A 14,666-nucleotide genomic window follows, 5' to 3' on the forward strand; every position below is an offset into this window, starting at 1 on the left:
TGCCAGCGTGTCTGATGTGATCTTCATTGTCGGCTATTATCGCAGCGGCACCTCGGGCCTGTCGGGCGCGCTCACCAAGCTCGGCGTCGAGATCCAGAGCGAAGCCGCCGCCAATGAGCATAATCCGCTCGGCTTCTACGAAGTTCCGGAGCTGATCCAGTTCGATGTGGAGCTGATGAACAGCCTCGGCATGCAATGGGGCGATGTCGCGGCGCTGCCGGTAGGCTGGCATATGCGGCCCGAGCTGGCGCGCTTCACCGCCCGGCTGGACCAGATTTTGCGCCGGCGCTTTCCGCCCGCGACCAAACTCTGGGGCATCAAGCATCCGCATCTCTGCCATCTGCTGCCGCTTTACGAAAACGCCGTGCGCCAGGCCGGGCATACGCCGCATGTGGTGCATATTTTCCGCGACCCCGCCACCTCCGCCGCCAGCCAGCTGCTGAAGAACGGGCTCTCACGCGCGCATGCGCTGCTGCTCTGGCTGGGCTACGCCACCGCGGCGGAGCGCAATGCCAGGCATCTGAAACGCAGCTGGCTCACTTATGGCAATTTGCTGGCGCACCCCGAGGCCTGCTTCAGGCAGATGGAGGCGGATCTCGGCCTGCCGCTGACCAGGCTGCGCCCGGATGGCATGGCGCAGGCGAAAGCCTATCTCACCGGCGAGCTGAACCGCAGCAAGGCACTGCCGGCGGAAGGGCTGTACCCGCCGCTGGAGCGGCTGGTGACACGGCTCTGGGACGCCATCGAAGCCGGCGATCACAGCCCGGCCCTGTGGGATGAAATCGGCACCCAGACCGCCGAAATCGCAGGCTTCCTGGCGGAAATCCGCGAGAGCCGGCTGCGCGTCCTGCCCGGCCTTGGCGGCCCGGTGGAGCAGCCTCTGGCCAACGTCCCCGCCCCGGCGGCGGCGCTGCGCCCGCCCGAGCGGCTGGACGATGCCGCCCAGGCCCGGCTGGCGCTGCTCTGCGCCGAACAGACCATCCTGCCGCGCATCGCCGTGGTCATCGCCGCCCCGGGCGGGCGGGCCAGCGCCATCGGCGAAACGCTGGCGACGCTGCAAGGCCAATGGCGCAAGGCGGATCTGATCCGGCTGGTCTCGGTCGATCCGGCAACGGTGGAGGGCATCGAGACCATCGAGGCCCCGGCCGCGCCGGGCGGGGTGAGCGCCATGCTCTGCGCCACGCTGAACGCGCTGGCCCGCGACTATGATTATGTCGCGGCGCTGAATGCCGGCGACAGGCTCGACCCCGACGCGCTGCAGCGCTTCGCCCTGGAGGCGGCACGCGCCGGGATGCCGGATCTACTCTATTGCGACGAGATCGTCCCTAGCGCGGATGCCCCCTGGGTGCGCTACAAGCCGGGCTGGGATGTCACCCGGCTGCGCCAATCCGCCTATCTGGGCGACTGGGTCTGGTACAAGGGCGCCACCCTGGCGCGGCTCGGCGGGTTCGATAGCAGCCGCGCCGGGGCTGAGGAATATGATTACCAGCTGCGTCTGAGCGAGACGACGCCGCGTATCCGCCGCCTGCCCGAGGCCCTGTTCGTGCGCGACAATGCGGCAAGGCGCGACGATATCGCGGTGGAGGATTTCGTCGCCGCGGCTGAAGCGGCGCTGGCCAGCCACCTCGCCCGGCTGGGCATGCCGGCCGCCATCGGCAAGCGACAATTTGTCGGGCTGTTCCAGCATGAGCGCGAGGTTGCCGATCCCGGCACCGCGATCATCCTGCTCTGCGACGGGGCGGATGTCGCCAGCGTCAATCAGCGCCTCACCGCGCTGCTGGCGCCGCCCGTGGCGCAACTGCCGGTGATCCTCGCCGCCTTCGCGCCGCGCGCCGATGTCGCCGATTATTTCGCGCAGATCGACGCGCAGCGCGCCAGCCTGGGGCAGAGCGTGCGCGCCATCACCGCCACCGGCGCGGCCGGCTTCGCCGCAGCGCTGGCGCTGGTGGAGGCGCCGCATCTCGCCATTCTGGATGCCCGCGCCACCCCCGCCACGCCGGACTGGCTTGCCGTGCTGCGCGCCAAGCTGGCGGACCCAGGGGTGGCGATGGCCGGCGGCCGCACGCTGGTGCCCGGCGCCGGCGGCACCAGCCAGCCAATGCTGCAGGGGCCCATCGTCATCGGCGCGCCGGTGCGGCTTGGCCATGGTTACGCACCGGAGTCCGGGCGCATGGGGGCCTGGCTGCTGGTGGACCAGGAAGCCAGCGCCATCACCCCGCCCGGCCTGCTGGCCCGCACCGCGCTGCTACGCGGTTGCGCCCTGGCCGATCTCTCCGGCGATGCGTTCTGGATCGATCTCTGCGCCCAACTGCGCGCTGCTGGCCATCGCCTGGTCTGGACCCCGGATGCGAGCTTTGAAGCGGCACAGCCGATCTTCGCAATCGACCAGGAGGGGCGCTTTCGCGCCGGCAGCCAGGCCGCCGCCGCGCTGCCCTGGCGCGATGACTACCACCACCCCGCCCTCTCGCTGCGCGACGATCTGCTGGTGCCGGAAACCCGCACCGGCTTCATCGCCGCCACGCCGGAGGATGCCGCCTCGGTGCTGTTCACCGGCCCGGGGCTGGGGGCGGAGCCGATCCTCGCCGCCGCCCGCGCCCTGCGCGCCGCCGCCCGGCTGGATGCCGGCTGGGGCCCGGAGCCGGTGACCGCCGCCGAGCTTGGCCGGCGCGATGCCGCCAGCTGGGTGCGGGTGAACCCGGACGGCACCCCGCCTTTGGCCGACGCCCCCTATACCGCCTTGTTCTCGGCCCCGCCGCGGCCAGGGGCGGAGCTGGCGGCTTCGCGCGCGCAGGCGGTCTATGCCACCTCGCCGGCGCTGGTCGGCGCGCTGCGCGCCCTGGGCGCGCCCGCCCCGCAGCTCTGGCGCCCGGCCCTGCGCCGCGCCAACTGGGAGAGCCTGACCCTGGGCACCGGCATGAACACCCGCCCGCGCGTGCTCTGGTTCGACGAGGGCGATACCCCGTCCTGGTTTACCGGGCTGGTCAACGAGACCGCCGAGGAGGTGAGCTGGATCATCGTCGAGCAGCCAGGCGCGAGCTATGAGGGCGAGGTGACGCGCCTGCCCCGGCATCTGGACGAAGCGCTCTGGGCGCGGGATCTGGCCGGGCTGGCCCCACATGTGCTGCTGCGCCCGGCCGGCAAGGCGGCTTTGGGGGATTGCTATTTCACCTTGCTCGCCGCCGCCGCCGGGGCGCATCTGATCCTCGATCAGCGGCTGGACACCCCCGCCAGCCTGCCCGCCGAGCGTCTGGGCCAGGCCGCCTCGCTCTGGAAGAGCCGGCTGCTCTGCGCGGTGAAGGATCTGCGCGGCACGCTGGCCTCCGGCAAAGCCACGAGGGAGGCGGCGCTGGCGCTGCCTTCGGTGGAGGAGCTGCCCACGCCCTGGGCGCAGGCGCAACCAATGCTGGAGGCCGCGCAATGAAGCGGATTTTGCGCCTGGCCCTGGCCCTGGCCGGCCCCGCGCTTGGCGTGATGGCGCCACCCGCCCTTGCCGACACCGCGCATGAAAACCCGGACGATGTGACGGCGGCGGCGAAGCAGGCCGCCCTCGCCCTCGCCCCGCCGGGGGCGCAGGTCACCATCTCGCAGGCGAAGGCGGCGTCCTACATGCCGGCCTGCACCGCGCCGCTCAGCGTCGCCATCACCGGCAACGCCCCCTACCAGGAAGCGGCGGTGCACTGCCCCGCCCCAGTCTGGGTGCTGTATCTCACCGCCACTGTCGCCGCGCAGCAGCTGGTGGAGGTTGCGGCCCGGCCCATCGAAGCCGGGCAGACGCTGAGCGAAGACGATATCAGCCTCGCCGAAAAACCCGTCAGCCTGTTCGCCGGGCGGCAGACCTTTGCCGGGGCGCAGCAGCTGATCGGCGCGCAGGCCAGGCTCTCCCTGCCGCCGGGGGCGGTGATCACCAGCGATGCGGTGGCCCAGCCGGTGGTGGTGAACACCGGGCAGACGGTGGCGGTGCAGGTGAAGGATGGCGGCGTGGTGGTCAGCGTCAACGCCATCGCCGACCAGAGCGGGCGCATCGGCGATACCGTGCTGATGACCAACCCCGCCTCCGGCCGGCGCTTCTCCGCGCTGCTGACCGCGAGCGGACCAGTTGTGGATCTCGGCTCGTGAACAGCCTACATCATGTAGGCTGTTTCATCCGGCACGGCGCGTTTTCCGGGTTTGCAGGCATTGATTCAAAAAAAATCACGCCAGCCTACATTTTTTTGGTAGGCTCCAGGAAATCTTCGCAACCTCGTGGCGATAATAGCGTACGGCAACCGCAACCATGGAGGTATTTATGTCGGCCGTAGGTTCCATTGTGACGAATACCGGCGCGCTCACCGCGCTGAATTCGCTGACCAACACCACCAGCACCACCAATAATCTCGAAAACCAGCTCTCCACCGGTCTGTCGATCAATTCCCCGGCCGACAATCCCGCGGGCTACATCACCGCGCAGGGCTTCACCTCGCAGATCAACGGCCTGACCCAGGCTGTCTCCAACGCCAACCAGGGCGTGTCCCTGCTGCAGACCGCCGATGGCGCGCTGACCCAGCAGGTCGGCATCGTGCAGCAGCTGAACACGATCGCCGTGCAGGCCGCCAACGGCACCCAGACCTCGGCGGAATCGCAGTCCCTGCAGTCCGAGACCAGCCAGCTGGTCAGCCAGGTCTCCACCATCGCCGGGCAGACCCAGTTCAACGACGTCAACCTGCTCAACGGCACCTTCCAGGGCGTGCAGCTGCAGGTCGGCGCGAATGAAGGCCAGACGATGAGCCTGTCCATCGGCAGCACGATGGCGAGCGCGATTGGCATGTACGCGACCAGTGCGGCCAGCGGCGTTTACAAGACCGGCAAGAGCGGCAGCGGCGTTGTCACCACCGGCACTGGCGGTACAACGCCCACGCCGCCGGCTGGCGCCTTCACCGCCGGCACACTGAACATCACCGGCGCCAACGGTACCACGAAATCCATCACCGTTGCCGGCACCGCCGGTGCGGCCAGCACCGAATCCGCCGCCAGCATCGCGGCCGCGGTCAACAACCAGTCGGCCTCTACCGGTGTGCAGGCCCAGGCGACGAACACGCTGACCCTGACCGGCTCCAAGACCGGCAACTATTCCTTCACGATCGGTGCCGGCACCGGCAGCGGCACGTCTTCCGCCGTCGGCAAGGCCGTGACCGTAAATGCCTCCAGCCTTTCCGAGCTGGTCTCCCAGATCAATGGCGGCACTACCTCTAATGGCATTTCCGCGACGCTGAGCTCCTCGGGCACCGCGATCACGCTGACCCAGGCGAATGGCGACAATATCTCCATCACCAACGCAAGCACGGCGGCCTCCGCTACCGCGCTGAAGACCAATGGTGCCACCACGGTCAGCATCGGCGGCACCGGCAACTCTGCCAGCGCCCTCGTTCAAGGCCAGGTGCAGCTGCAATCTTCCGGCGCTTTCTCGACCTCGGTTCCGGCGACTGGCGGTGCCAATATCGGCGAAAGCAACAATTCCACGCTGAACTCGCTGGCTGACATCAATGTCAGCACCACCGCCGGCGCCAACAAGGCGATGAACGTCATCAAATACGCGCTGGCCGGTCTGAACAACCAGGGTGGTCAGCTCGGCGCGGTGCAGCAGAGCCTCACCGCCAACATCAACAACATGAACACCACCAGCACCAATCTGAACTCGGCGCTGGGCGTGGTGCAGGATGCGAACATCCCGAGTGTCAGCACCAAGCTGACGGAAGCGCAGATCCAGGCGCAGTCCGGCGTGGCCGCGCTGAAATCCTCGACCCAGCTGCAACAGGCTTATGTGAGCCTGCTGCCGTAAACCAACCGGGCTGGCCGGTAACCCCGGCCAGCCGCCTTCCCTCCCTCACCTCCGAGAAGCGGTTCCGGCCCCATGACCTCGTCAATCTCCTCGCTCAGCTCAGCAACCATCCAGACGCAGGTGGCGAGCTATGAAAAGACGCTGGAGCTGCCGGTCACCGCGCTGAAAAACGAAATCACCACCGACAAGGCGGAAATTTCCGCCTGGGGGTCGATCCAGAGTTCGGTTTCCACTCTGTCGAGCGCCCTCTCCGGCATCAAGGATGTCGCCAGCATCAATAACCGCACAGCCACCAGCGCGCAGACGACCATCGCCACCGCCAGCGCCACCAACAGTGCCGCCACCGGCACCTACACGCTCTCCAACATCAAGCTCGCCACCGGGCAATCCATCTATTCCGCGCTGCAAGGCTCGGCCGGCGCCACGCTCTCCGGCGGTGCCGGCTCGATGACCTTCACGATGAAAGGCGGCACCACCGAAACCGTCGCGGTCAGCTCCGCCAGCATGACGCTGACCGGCATCGCCGCCGCCATCAACAAGCAAGCGGGCGGGGTGAAGGCCAACATCGTCACCGCCGCCTCCGGCACCCGGCTGGTGCTGCAGAGCAGCGCCACCGGCAGCGCCGGGGCCTTCTCCGTCACCGGCACCGGCGCGCTCTCGCGCTTCGCCTACAGCGCCTCCGCCGCCGGGTCCGAAACGCTGACGCAGAGCGCCAAGGATGCCAGCCTGTCGCTGAACGGCGTGCCGATCACCAGCGCCAGCAACACGCTCAGCAACGCGGTGAACGGGCTGACGGTGAAGCTCGCCGCCTCCGGCAGCACCAGCATCAGCGTCGCCTCCTCGCCCTCCAGCCTGTCGACGGCGCTCTCGCAGGTCTCCACCGATCTCAACAAGGCGATCTCGACCATCGCCAGCCAGACCAAATATGTCTCCTCCGCCTCGGCGGCGAAAGCCAGCGCCAGCAGCGCCTCCGCCTCGACAAAGAGCGGCCCGCTGCTTGGCAATTTCACCGCGACCGATCTCTCCAGCCAGCTGATGAGTTCGGTCAGCGCGGCCCAGGCCAGCGGCATCAGCGCCGCCTCGATCGGCTTGAAGGTCGGCACCTCCGGCGCCATCAGCTTCGATTCCACCAGCTTCGCCAGCGCCTACGCGAAGAACCCGAAAGCTGTGCAAACACTGGTTTCGCAGATCTACACAAGCCTTTCCACCGTGACCAAGGCCGCCATCGGCTCCGGCTCGGCCTCCACCGGCACCATCGGCGCGGCCACCAGCGGCTTGACCACCACCGATAATTCGATCACCACCCAGATTACCCAGATGACCAAGATCGATACCGCACTGATCAATAATTTGCTGAACCAGTATGCCACGGCGGAAAGCTCGCAGACCAGCGCCTCGATCTCGCAAGCCTACCTCTCTGTCTTCCTGAGCAGCAACAGCTCGAGCTCCGGTTAATCGATAGGACATGTCCATGAGCAGCTCCACCACCTACCGCACCAGCATGTTCGATGGTCCCGCCGCGATGGATTGGCTCGCCCCCGGCTGGCGCGCGCTGCGCCTCTATGGCAAGCGCGCCCGCCAGGCGATCGATGCCGGCGATGGCCCGACCAAGATCGACATGATCATGCGCGCGCAAACCCTGCTTAGCACCATGTCCGGCATCGCCCAGTCCGGCGAGGAGGCGCAGCTGGGCGCGGCGCTGCAAACCATCTATACCGCGCTGATGTTCTGCCTGCTGCGCGCCAATGCGCAAAACAATGCCGCCGCCTTGGAGGATTACGATCGTGCGCTGGCGCAGCTGGACCGCGACATGCGCAGCAACCTGCCGACACAGGATGCGGCATGACCAACTCGATCGGCTCCCTGCCCGGCCCGTCCGGTCCCGCCTACGCCGAACAGGCGAGCAGCACCGGCGCCAGCGGGGGTGCCAGCGCCAGCCCCCAGGGCGCTGAGACGGACGCCGTGACCCTGAGCGACGCCGCCGCCGGCGCCGGGCATCTGGTGAGCGCCGCCCAGGCCAGCGACGGGGTGGACGAGGCGGCGGTGGCGCAGATCAAAAACGCCCTGGCCGCCGGCACCTACAGTGTCGAGCCGGAGGATCTGGCGAAGGCCATCGCCACCGTGTTGAAGGGCACACGCTGATGGAAAACCCGCCCTTCCCGGATGCCGGACGGCTGGAGGCCATCGCCACCGCGCTCGGCGATGCGCTGGGGGTGGTGCGGGATTTGAACGAGCGGCTGAACCGGCTGGACCGGCTGATGCTGAGCGGCCAGCCGCACGAGATCCAGAGCGAAGCCGGCGAGATCGAGCAGCGCATGCAGGAGGCGCAGCCGGTCTTCTCCGCCATCACCGCGGCGATGACGCAGATGCAGGCCCGCTCCTTCGACGACGCCGCCGCCCGGCTGCGCGAGAACGAGGCCCTGCCCGCCGCCCGCCTGGCCGAGGAGCTGCGCGCCGCCCTGGCGCAATTCTCCCGCAAATCCGGCAGCGCCTCGCGCCGCGCCAGCCAGCTGCATCGCGGCCTCAACCTCTCGCTGCGGGCCTTGCAGAGCCTGGGCATGCATGAAAGCGGCCGGCTGATCGCCGAGGCCTGATTTATCCACAAGAGGCTTGATAAGCTTGTGGATATCTATGTGGATTGCAGTGCAACAACCGGGATAAGCCGCGCGCGAACAAGGGCGGCGCAACAAGCGGCACGCCCGCGGCAATAACGGCACAAGCCATTGACTTAAAACAAAAAATCACCCAACGGGCAGGTGATTTTGGTCTTAAAATCCCAAACCAAGCCCTTGATTCCACACCATAAGGCAGCGGTGGAAAACTTAAACCCGCCGCAGATGCGCTAACATTGTTCCGGCATCGGAGACGCTGACCCCCACCCCGTCCGGATTGTCGCGCAGGCCCGGTTCGGCGAACAAAGCGGTGATCGCGCCATCCTCCACCAGCATGGAATAGCGCCAGCTGCGCAGCCCCATGCCGTGGCTGCGCCGATCCACCAGCATGCCCATCAGCCGGGTGAAATCCGCATTGCCGTCGGGCAGCATGCGCAGCTTTTCGATATTGCGGCTCTTTGCCCAGTTGAACATCACAAAGGCATCATTGACCGAGAGACAAACCACCTCATCCACGCCCAGGGCGCGAAATTCCTCATAGGCCTGCTCATAGCCGGGCAGATGGCTGTCCGAGCAGGAGGGGGTGAAGGCGCCCGGCAGCGCGAACAGCACCACGCGCTTGCCGGCGAACACATCCTGGCTGCCGATCTCTTTCCACCCATACGGGTTGGGGCCACCCAGCGCCGCGTTGCGCACGCGGGTCTGGAACCGGGTCTCGGGCACACGGGTCGGGTTCATGCACGCCTCCTGATTTTTGCGGCGGGGCGCGCTGTTGCCGTACGGCACGGCGCCCCGTCCGAGATTGTCAGCCGTGAATGCTGGTCTTCACATCCACGCTGGCCTTGATGGCGTTGGAATAAGGGCAGATGCCGTGGGTGACGTCCACCAATTTCTGCGCCGCGTCCGCGTCCAGGCCAGGCAGCTTCACATCCAGCGCGGCGGTGATGCCAAAGCCGCCTTCCGAGCGCGGGCCGATGCCGATGGTGGCGGTGACCTCGCTGCCCTCGGGGATGGCGATCTTGGTCTGGCCGGCGGCAACGCGCATCGCCCCCAGGAAGCAGGCGGAATAGCCCAGCGCGAAGAGTTTTTCCGGGTTGGCGCCATCGCCGCCGGGGCCGCCCAGCTCTTTGGGCACGGTCAGCTGCAGCGCCATGGTGCCATCGGCCAGGCTGGTCTTGCCATCGCGCCCGCCGCCGGTCGCGGTGGCCGTGGTTTTATATTTCGCGTCAACGCTCATGGTCTGATCCCTTCAAGTTAATAAGTTAACGATTTAATCGTATACGACTTAAATATACCACGCGATACCTCCCGTCAAGCAAATTTAATCGCGCGCGATTTATTTTTTCGGCGCGGCGGGGAGCAGCCGGCCATAGACCAGCCCGAGGAAGGCCAGCAGCGTCGCGGTGCTGCCGAGATCGAGCCGGAACAAGGCGGCCTCCTGCGCCAGGCTGAAGCCGAGCAAACCCGCGCCATAGACAGGCGAGAGCGCCAGATGCGCCGCCATCGGCAGCCCGATCAGCCCCCAGCGCCAGAGCCTCTCCTCGGGGCGCAAGGAGAGGGCGGCGATGACGATGCAGGGCAGCAGCAGCAATTCCACGCCGGAGGCCGGGCCGATCAGCACCGCGCACCAGAGCGTGTTGAGCGTGCCAAAAAGCGGCAGCGCGATGCGCCCGGCCAGGCCGTTGCGCCGGGCCAAGGCCGGGATGGCGAGAAAGACTGGGCTGGCGGCCATGGTGATGAACAGCCAGGCCCCGGGCCGGCCGATCAGCGCCATCGCGTAAAGCGGATAAAACGGCCCATTCGCCCCGACTACGGCGGCGATCAGATTGACCGTCGCGGCCAGCGAGTCTTGATGGTCGAGATAGGCCTGCAGACGGGCGGAGAGGGTCATCCGCTTCATACGCAAGCGCGGCGGAATGGGATCAGGCGATGAGCACGGTGACACCCGGCAGGGCGTGAAACGGCTCCAGCTGCGCGGCGCTGGCGCGGGCATCGGTGATCAGCGTCCAGCGCGCCGGCAGCGGCGTCCAGCTGGGCGAGATGGCGCGGCCGAGCTTGTCGGCATCGGCCAGCACGTAAACCTCCTGGCCTTGCGCCACCATCAGCTCCTTCAGCGAGGATTGTGCATCCGTCGCCTCGCAGATACCGCGCCCGGCGACGACGCCGTCCGCCCCCAGAAAGGTGCGTCGGGCGGTGAGGCGGCGCAGCGCGTGCTCGGCGGCGGGGCCGACCGTGCCAAGGCTGATCTGGCGCAGCTGCCCGCCCAGCACGCTCAGCTCCACGCCCGGCTTGCCGGCCAGGGCGTTGAGGGCGGTGAGGCCGTTGGTGATGACATGCAGCCCTTGCATCCCGGCGAGCTCGGCGGCCAGGGCGCCGGTGGTGGTGCCGGCATCCAGCAGCAATGTTTCGCCGGGCTGCACGAAGCTGGCGGCAAGCCGGGCGATGGCGCGCTTCTGCTCCATATTCACCCCGGCGCGGACCTGCAGCGATTGTTCGGGCACGGCGGCGCCGCCATAGGTGCGCAGCACCTGGCCGCCGGCGGCCAGGCGGGCGAGATCACGCCGGATGGTGGAGGCGGAAACGCCGAGCTCAGCGCTCAGCGCCTCGACATCGAGGGCCCCGGCGCGCAACCGGGCGAGGATGGTCTGGCGGCGCTGGCCGGCGAGTCTCAACTATTTCGCTCCTTGGAGTTTCTGACCTAACGCGAGGCCAGCCAAGCGCCAACACCCCAGCCCCAAAGTCGCAAAAGTTTTTGCGGGGTGTGGGGGCTTTTTTTAAAAAGCCCCCCACCTCTTCGCCGCTTTTTTGAAAAAAAGCGGCACCAAAAAACTTTTGCGCTTCAGCGTGCCGCCAGATCGATGGCGGCGCGGATCGCTTCCAGCATCGAGCGTTCATCGACAATGCCCTTGCCGGCAATGTCAAAGGCGGTGCCGTGATCGACAGAGGTGCGGATCACCGGCAGGCCGACGGTGATGTTCACCCCGGCCTCCAGCCCCAGCACCTTCACCGGGCCGTGGCCCTGGTCGTGATACATCGCCACCACCATGTCGAAATCCCCGCGCCCGGCGCGGAAGAACAACGTGTCCGCCGGCAGCGGGCCTTCCACGTCCCAGCCCTTGGCGCGGCAGGCCTCCACGGCGGGAACGATTTTCTGCTCCTCCTCGCCATAGCCGAACAGCCCGTTCTCACCCGCATGCGGGTTGATGCCGCAAACGCCGATCTTTTTGCGCGGCAGCTTGGCTTTCTCCAGCACCTCATAGCCACGGGTGATGACGCGCTCGACCAGAGCCGGCTCGATCTTCCTGATCGCGTCGATGATGCCGATATGGGTGGTGACATGGATCACGCGCAGCTTCGGCGCGGTCAGCATCATCGAGACTTCCGGGGTGTTGGTCAGCGCCGCCAGCATCTCGGTATGGCCGGGATATTTATGCCCGCCGGCATGCAAAGCTTCCTTGTTCAGCGGCGCGGTGCAGATCGCCTGCACCTTGCCCGCCATCGCCAGCCCGGTCGCGATCTTGATGAACTGATAGGCGGCATCGCCGGCCACCGGGGAGAGCTTGCCCCAAGGCATGTCGGCCGGGATCAGCCCGAGATCGATGCAATCCACGCTGCCCGGGGCGTAGAGGGCCTTGTCCTCCTCACCCGGGGCGAGCCTGTTCACCTTCAGCGTGGCGCCGATGATCCTGCCCGCCACGTCCAGCCGCGCCGCATCGCCAATGACCAGCGGGCGGCACTTCGCCAGCAGGTCCGGGTGGGTGAAGCTCTTCATGATGATTTCCGGGCCGACGCCGGCGGCGTCCCCCATGGTGATGGCGATCACGGGCTTAGACATGGCGAGGCATCCTTTTCAGGCGTTACGATAAGAAGCGTGCAGCAGGTCCGGCCGGCGCAGCACGGCGCGGCAGCGGACCATGGTCTCCGGCTGCCCGAAGGCCCCGGCCTTGGTGATCACGGCGAGGCCGTGCGGGCCGGTGGCGCCGCCCTCGGTGACGGAAAGCGGCACACCGGGCTCGATTTCTCCGACCAGCCGCAGCCCGGCGGCGCCAAACGCCACCAGCACGGCCCGCGCGGTCTCGCCGCCGGTGGAGAACAGCCCGCCAATGCGCGCCGCGAACGGGGCGACCAGCCGGGCCAGAGCGTGGCAAAGCTGCAGCCCCTCGCCGACATTCACCTGCTCTTCGAGCCCGAGCTGCACCGCGACATCCTGCCCGGCATCCAAAGCCGCCGCCAGCGCCGCCAGCGCCGCCCGCCAGCCTTCGCTGCCCTCGCCCTCGCGCAGAATATGCGGGGCGATGGGCAGGTTGCGCACGCTCTCATCCTCGATCAGCCGCGCCACCTGCTGGTGGGAGACGCCGGACATGCTGCCGACGACGAACAAAATCGGCCCCTCCACCGGCGCCATCGCGGCCTCTTCCACCGCGCCGCTCAGGCCCAGCGCCAGCGGCAGCTGCCTGGCGAGCCCGGCGGCACCGGCCCACAAAGCCGGCCGGCCCAGCCCAGCGGTGGCCTGCGCGATGGCGCGCAGATCCTCATCGCTCTCCGCATCGCACACCACGGCGTCGTGGCGTTCGGCGGCTTTCGCCAGGGCGGCGCGCAGCGCCTGGGTGCCGGCGCGCACGCTCTCCAGCCCGACCACATCGGTCCTCAGCCCGGCCTCTTCCAACAGGCTCGGCATATGGGCGCGCCCGGTGATGCCTTCGCGCCTCCACACCTCGGTCTCTTCCACCTTCACCCCATGCAGATATTGCTGGCCGCCGCGCGTCTGCCGGCCTGTGGCCGGAAAGGCGGGGGCGATCAGGGCGAAGGCCTCGGGCGCGAAGCCGCGCTGCGCCGCCAGGGCGGCGGCCAGCTCGGCGCCGATATTGCCGCGCAGGGTGGAGTCGAATTTCTTGAACCAAAGCTGGCCCGCCGCGCCGAGATCGGCCAGCAGCGCGCTGGTCCGCGCCGCGGCCTCATGCGGGGCCAGGCGGCGCGTATCCGCATCCAGCGACAGCACCGCCGCCGCCGGCGCCGCGGCGGCGGTCTCACCCAGCGTCACCAGCGTCTTCAACCCGGCGGCGACGCAGGGAATGGCGCAGTCCGCCGCGCCGGAGAGATCATCGGCGACGATCAGCAGTTTGCGGCGGGGCAGGCTCATGCCTTCGCCGCCACGCGCCGCGCCCACCAGGCGGTCATTGGCGGGGTGAGGATGGAGGTGACGATCACCGCCGCCGCCACCAGCACCGTCGCCGGCGCCGCCGCCGCCGCATAGGCATGGTTGGCGCTGGCCACCAGGGTCGGCACCGCGGCGGCATTGCCGGCGGTGGAGGCCGCGGCCAGCCCGGCCGTGCCTTTGCCGCCGGTCGCCTTATCCGCCAGCAGCATGACGATGCCGGAGACCACCAGCACGAACAGCCCGAGGCAGAGCCCCAGCAGCCCCGCCGCCCAGACCTTGTGCAGATCCAGCGAGGCCCCGAGCGCAAAGGCGAAGAAGGGGATCATCACCGGGGTGGCGCGGCCAAGGAAATCGCGCATCTCGCGGTCGAGATTGCCGATGACGATGCCCGCCGCCAGCGGCAGGATGGCGCCCACCAGCGTCTGCCAGGGGAAGGCGGAGAGGCCGGCGGCGCCCAGCGTCACCATCGTCAGAAACGGGCCGGATTCCAGCGACATCACGGAATAGGCGGCGGCCTCGTCGGCGGTGCCGTACTGGCCCATCAGCGCCATATAGAGGCCGCCATTGGTGTCGTTGATGGCGGCGACCACGGCCAGGGTGGACAGACCGGCGAACCAGCCGGAGGTGATCGGCCCTTCACCCAGGAAATGCCCGAGCACGACACCGCAGACGATGCCGAGCAGGATTTTCGCCACCAGCAGCACGCCCCCCTTGCCGGCGACCATCGGCAGCGTGCGGACGCTGATCGAGCTGCCCATGCAGACATAGAACACCGCCAGAATCGGCAGCGCGCCGGAGAACAGCGCCCCGGTGAAGGAGCCGAAGAAATGCGGCGTGCCCGGCGCAAATGTGTTGAACAAGCAGCCAATGGCCAAGGGCACGATCATCATGCCGCCCGGCACGGCCTCGATCATTTTTTTCAGGGGCAATTGCATGGGCGTTCTCCAGCTTTCATTTTAATGACTGATTTGAGCGAATTAAGGGCGGGATAACAGCATACAACGCGCGCCTCAACCAAAAATTTGCGCAAAATGCGCAATTACGCATATAGCCAGCCGAAATCGCCCCGCTCACCGGCGGG

The 14,666-nt window shown here is 67.8% G+C and carries 14 protein-coding genes; 7 read left to right on the plus strand and 7 right to left on the minus strand.

The features are described 5' to 3' along the window. Positions 1 to 7: 7 nt before the first annotated feature. From ACZ46S_RS08465 to ACZ46S_RS08495, 7 genes are all read left to right on the plus strand, one after another. Complete coding sequence (locus ACZ46S_RS08465; protein ID WP_464064137.1) at positions 8 to 3,421, plus strand: hypothetical protein; 3,414 nt, start codon at positions 8 to 10, stop codon at positions 3,419 to 3,421. Further along, positions 3,418 to 4,116 (plus strand): flagellar basal body P-ring formation chaperone FlgA, encoded by a 699-nt coding sequence (gene flgA / locus ACZ46S_RS08470; RefSeq protein ID WP_464064138.1) that lies wholly within the window; start codon positions 3,418 to 3,420, stop codon positions 4,114 to 4,116. The genes ACZ46S_RS08465 and flgA overlap by 4 nt, the downstream gene beginning before the upstream one ends. Positions 4,117 to 4,285: 169 nt before the next feature. Continuing rightward, positions 4,286 to 5,815, plus strand: a complete 1,530-nt coding sequence (locus tag ACZ46S_RS08475) for a flagellin N-terminal helical domain-containing protein (protein ID WP_464064139.1) — start codon at positions 4,286 to 4,288, stop codon at positions 5,813 to 5,815. 72 nt (positions 5,816 to 5,887) lie between these two features. Beyond that, positions 5,888 to 7,270, plus strand: coding sequence for a flagellar filament capping protein FliD (gene fliD, locus ACZ46S_RS08480; RefSeq protein WP_295737682.1), 1,383 nt, complete (start codon positions 5,888 to 5,890; stop codon positions 7,268 to 7,270). A gap of 16 nt (positions 7,271 to 7,286) precedes the next feature. Beyond that, entirely contained in the window at positions 7,287 to 7,661 is a 375-nt protein-coding gene (locus tag ACZ46S_RS08485) for a flagellar protein FliS (RefSeq protein WP_295737685.1), read from the plus strand. Continuing rightward, positions 7,658 to 7,957 carry a flagellar biosynthesis anti-sigma factor FlgM gene (gene flgM, locus ACZ46S_RS08490; RefSeq protein ID WP_464064140.1) on the plus strand — a complete coding sequence of 100 codons (300 nt, stop codon included), beginning with the start codon at positions 7,658 to 7,660 and terminating at the stop codon, positions 7,955 to 7,957. Before ACZ46S_RS08485 ends, flgM begins: the two co-directional genes overlap by 4 nt. Then, positions 7,957 to 8,409, plus strand: coding sequence for a hypothetical protein (locus ACZ46S_RS08495; protein ID WP_295737737.1), 453 nt, complete (start codon positions 7,957 to 7,959; stop codon positions 8,407 to 8,409). Before flgM ends, ACZ46S_RS08495 begins: the two co-directional genes overlap by 1 nt. Positions 8,410 to 8,637: 228 nt before the next feature. Here ACZ46S_RS08495 and ACZ46S_RS08500 read toward each other — a convergent pair whose 3' ends face one another. From ACZ46S_RS08500 to ACZ46S_RS08530, 7 genes are all read right to left on the minus strand, one after another. Continuing rightward, entirely contained in the window at positions 8,638 to 9,165 is a 528-nt protein-coding gene (locus ACZ46S_RS08500; protein WP_464064141.1) for a redoxin family protein, read from the minus strand. A gap of 67 nt (positions 9,166 to 9,232) precedes the next feature. Beyond that, on the minus strand, positions 9,233 to 9,664 hold the full coding sequence (locus ACZ46S_RS08505; protein WP_464064142.1) for an organic hydroperoxide resistance protein: 432 nt from the start codon (positions 9,662 to 9,664) through the stop codon (positions 9,233 to 9,235). Positions 9,665 to 9,763: 99 nt separating this feature from the next. Continuing rightward, complete coding sequence (locus ACZ46S_RS08510; protein ID WP_464064143.1) at positions 9,764 to 10,327, minus strand: hypothetical protein; 564 nt, start codon at positions 10,325 to 10,327, stop codon at positions 9,764 to 9,766. 22 nt (positions 10,328 to 10,349) lie between these two features. Further along, complete coding sequence (locus tag ACZ46S_RS08515; RefSeq protein WP_295737750.1) at positions 10,350 to 11,099, minus strand: DeoR/GlpR family DNA-binding transcription regulator; 750 nt, start codon at positions 11,097 to 11,099, stop codon at positions 10,350 to 10,352. A gap of 167 nt (positions 11,100 to 11,266) precedes the next feature. Beyond that, entirely contained in the window at positions 11,267 to 12,262 is a 996-nt protein-coding gene (gene pdxA / locus ACZ46S_RS08520; RefSeq protein WP_464064144.1) for a 4-hydroxythreonine-4-phosphate dehydrogenase PdxA, read from the minus strand. A gap of 15 nt (positions 12,263 to 12,277) precedes the next feature. Beyond that, complete coding sequence (locus ACZ46S_RS08525; RefSeq protein WP_464064145.1) at positions 12,278 to 13,567, minus strand: four-carbon acid sugar kinase family protein; 1,290 nt, start codon at positions 13,565 to 13,567, stop codon at positions 12,278 to 12,280. Beyond that, the gene (locus ACZ46S_RS08530) at positions 13,564 to 14,520 is read right to left on the minus strand and encodes a 2-keto-3-deoxygluconate permease (RefSeq protein WP_295737759.1); all 957 of its coding nucleotides are present in this window, start codon (positions 14,518 to 14,520) and stop codon (positions 13,564 to 13,566) included. Before ACZ46S_RS08530 ends, ACZ46S_RS08525 begins: the two co-directional genes overlap by 4 nt. Between the last annotated feature and the right edge of the window lie 146 nt (positions 14,521 to 14,666).

The sequence above is a fragment of the Acidocella aluminiidurans genome, assembly GCF_055383125.1.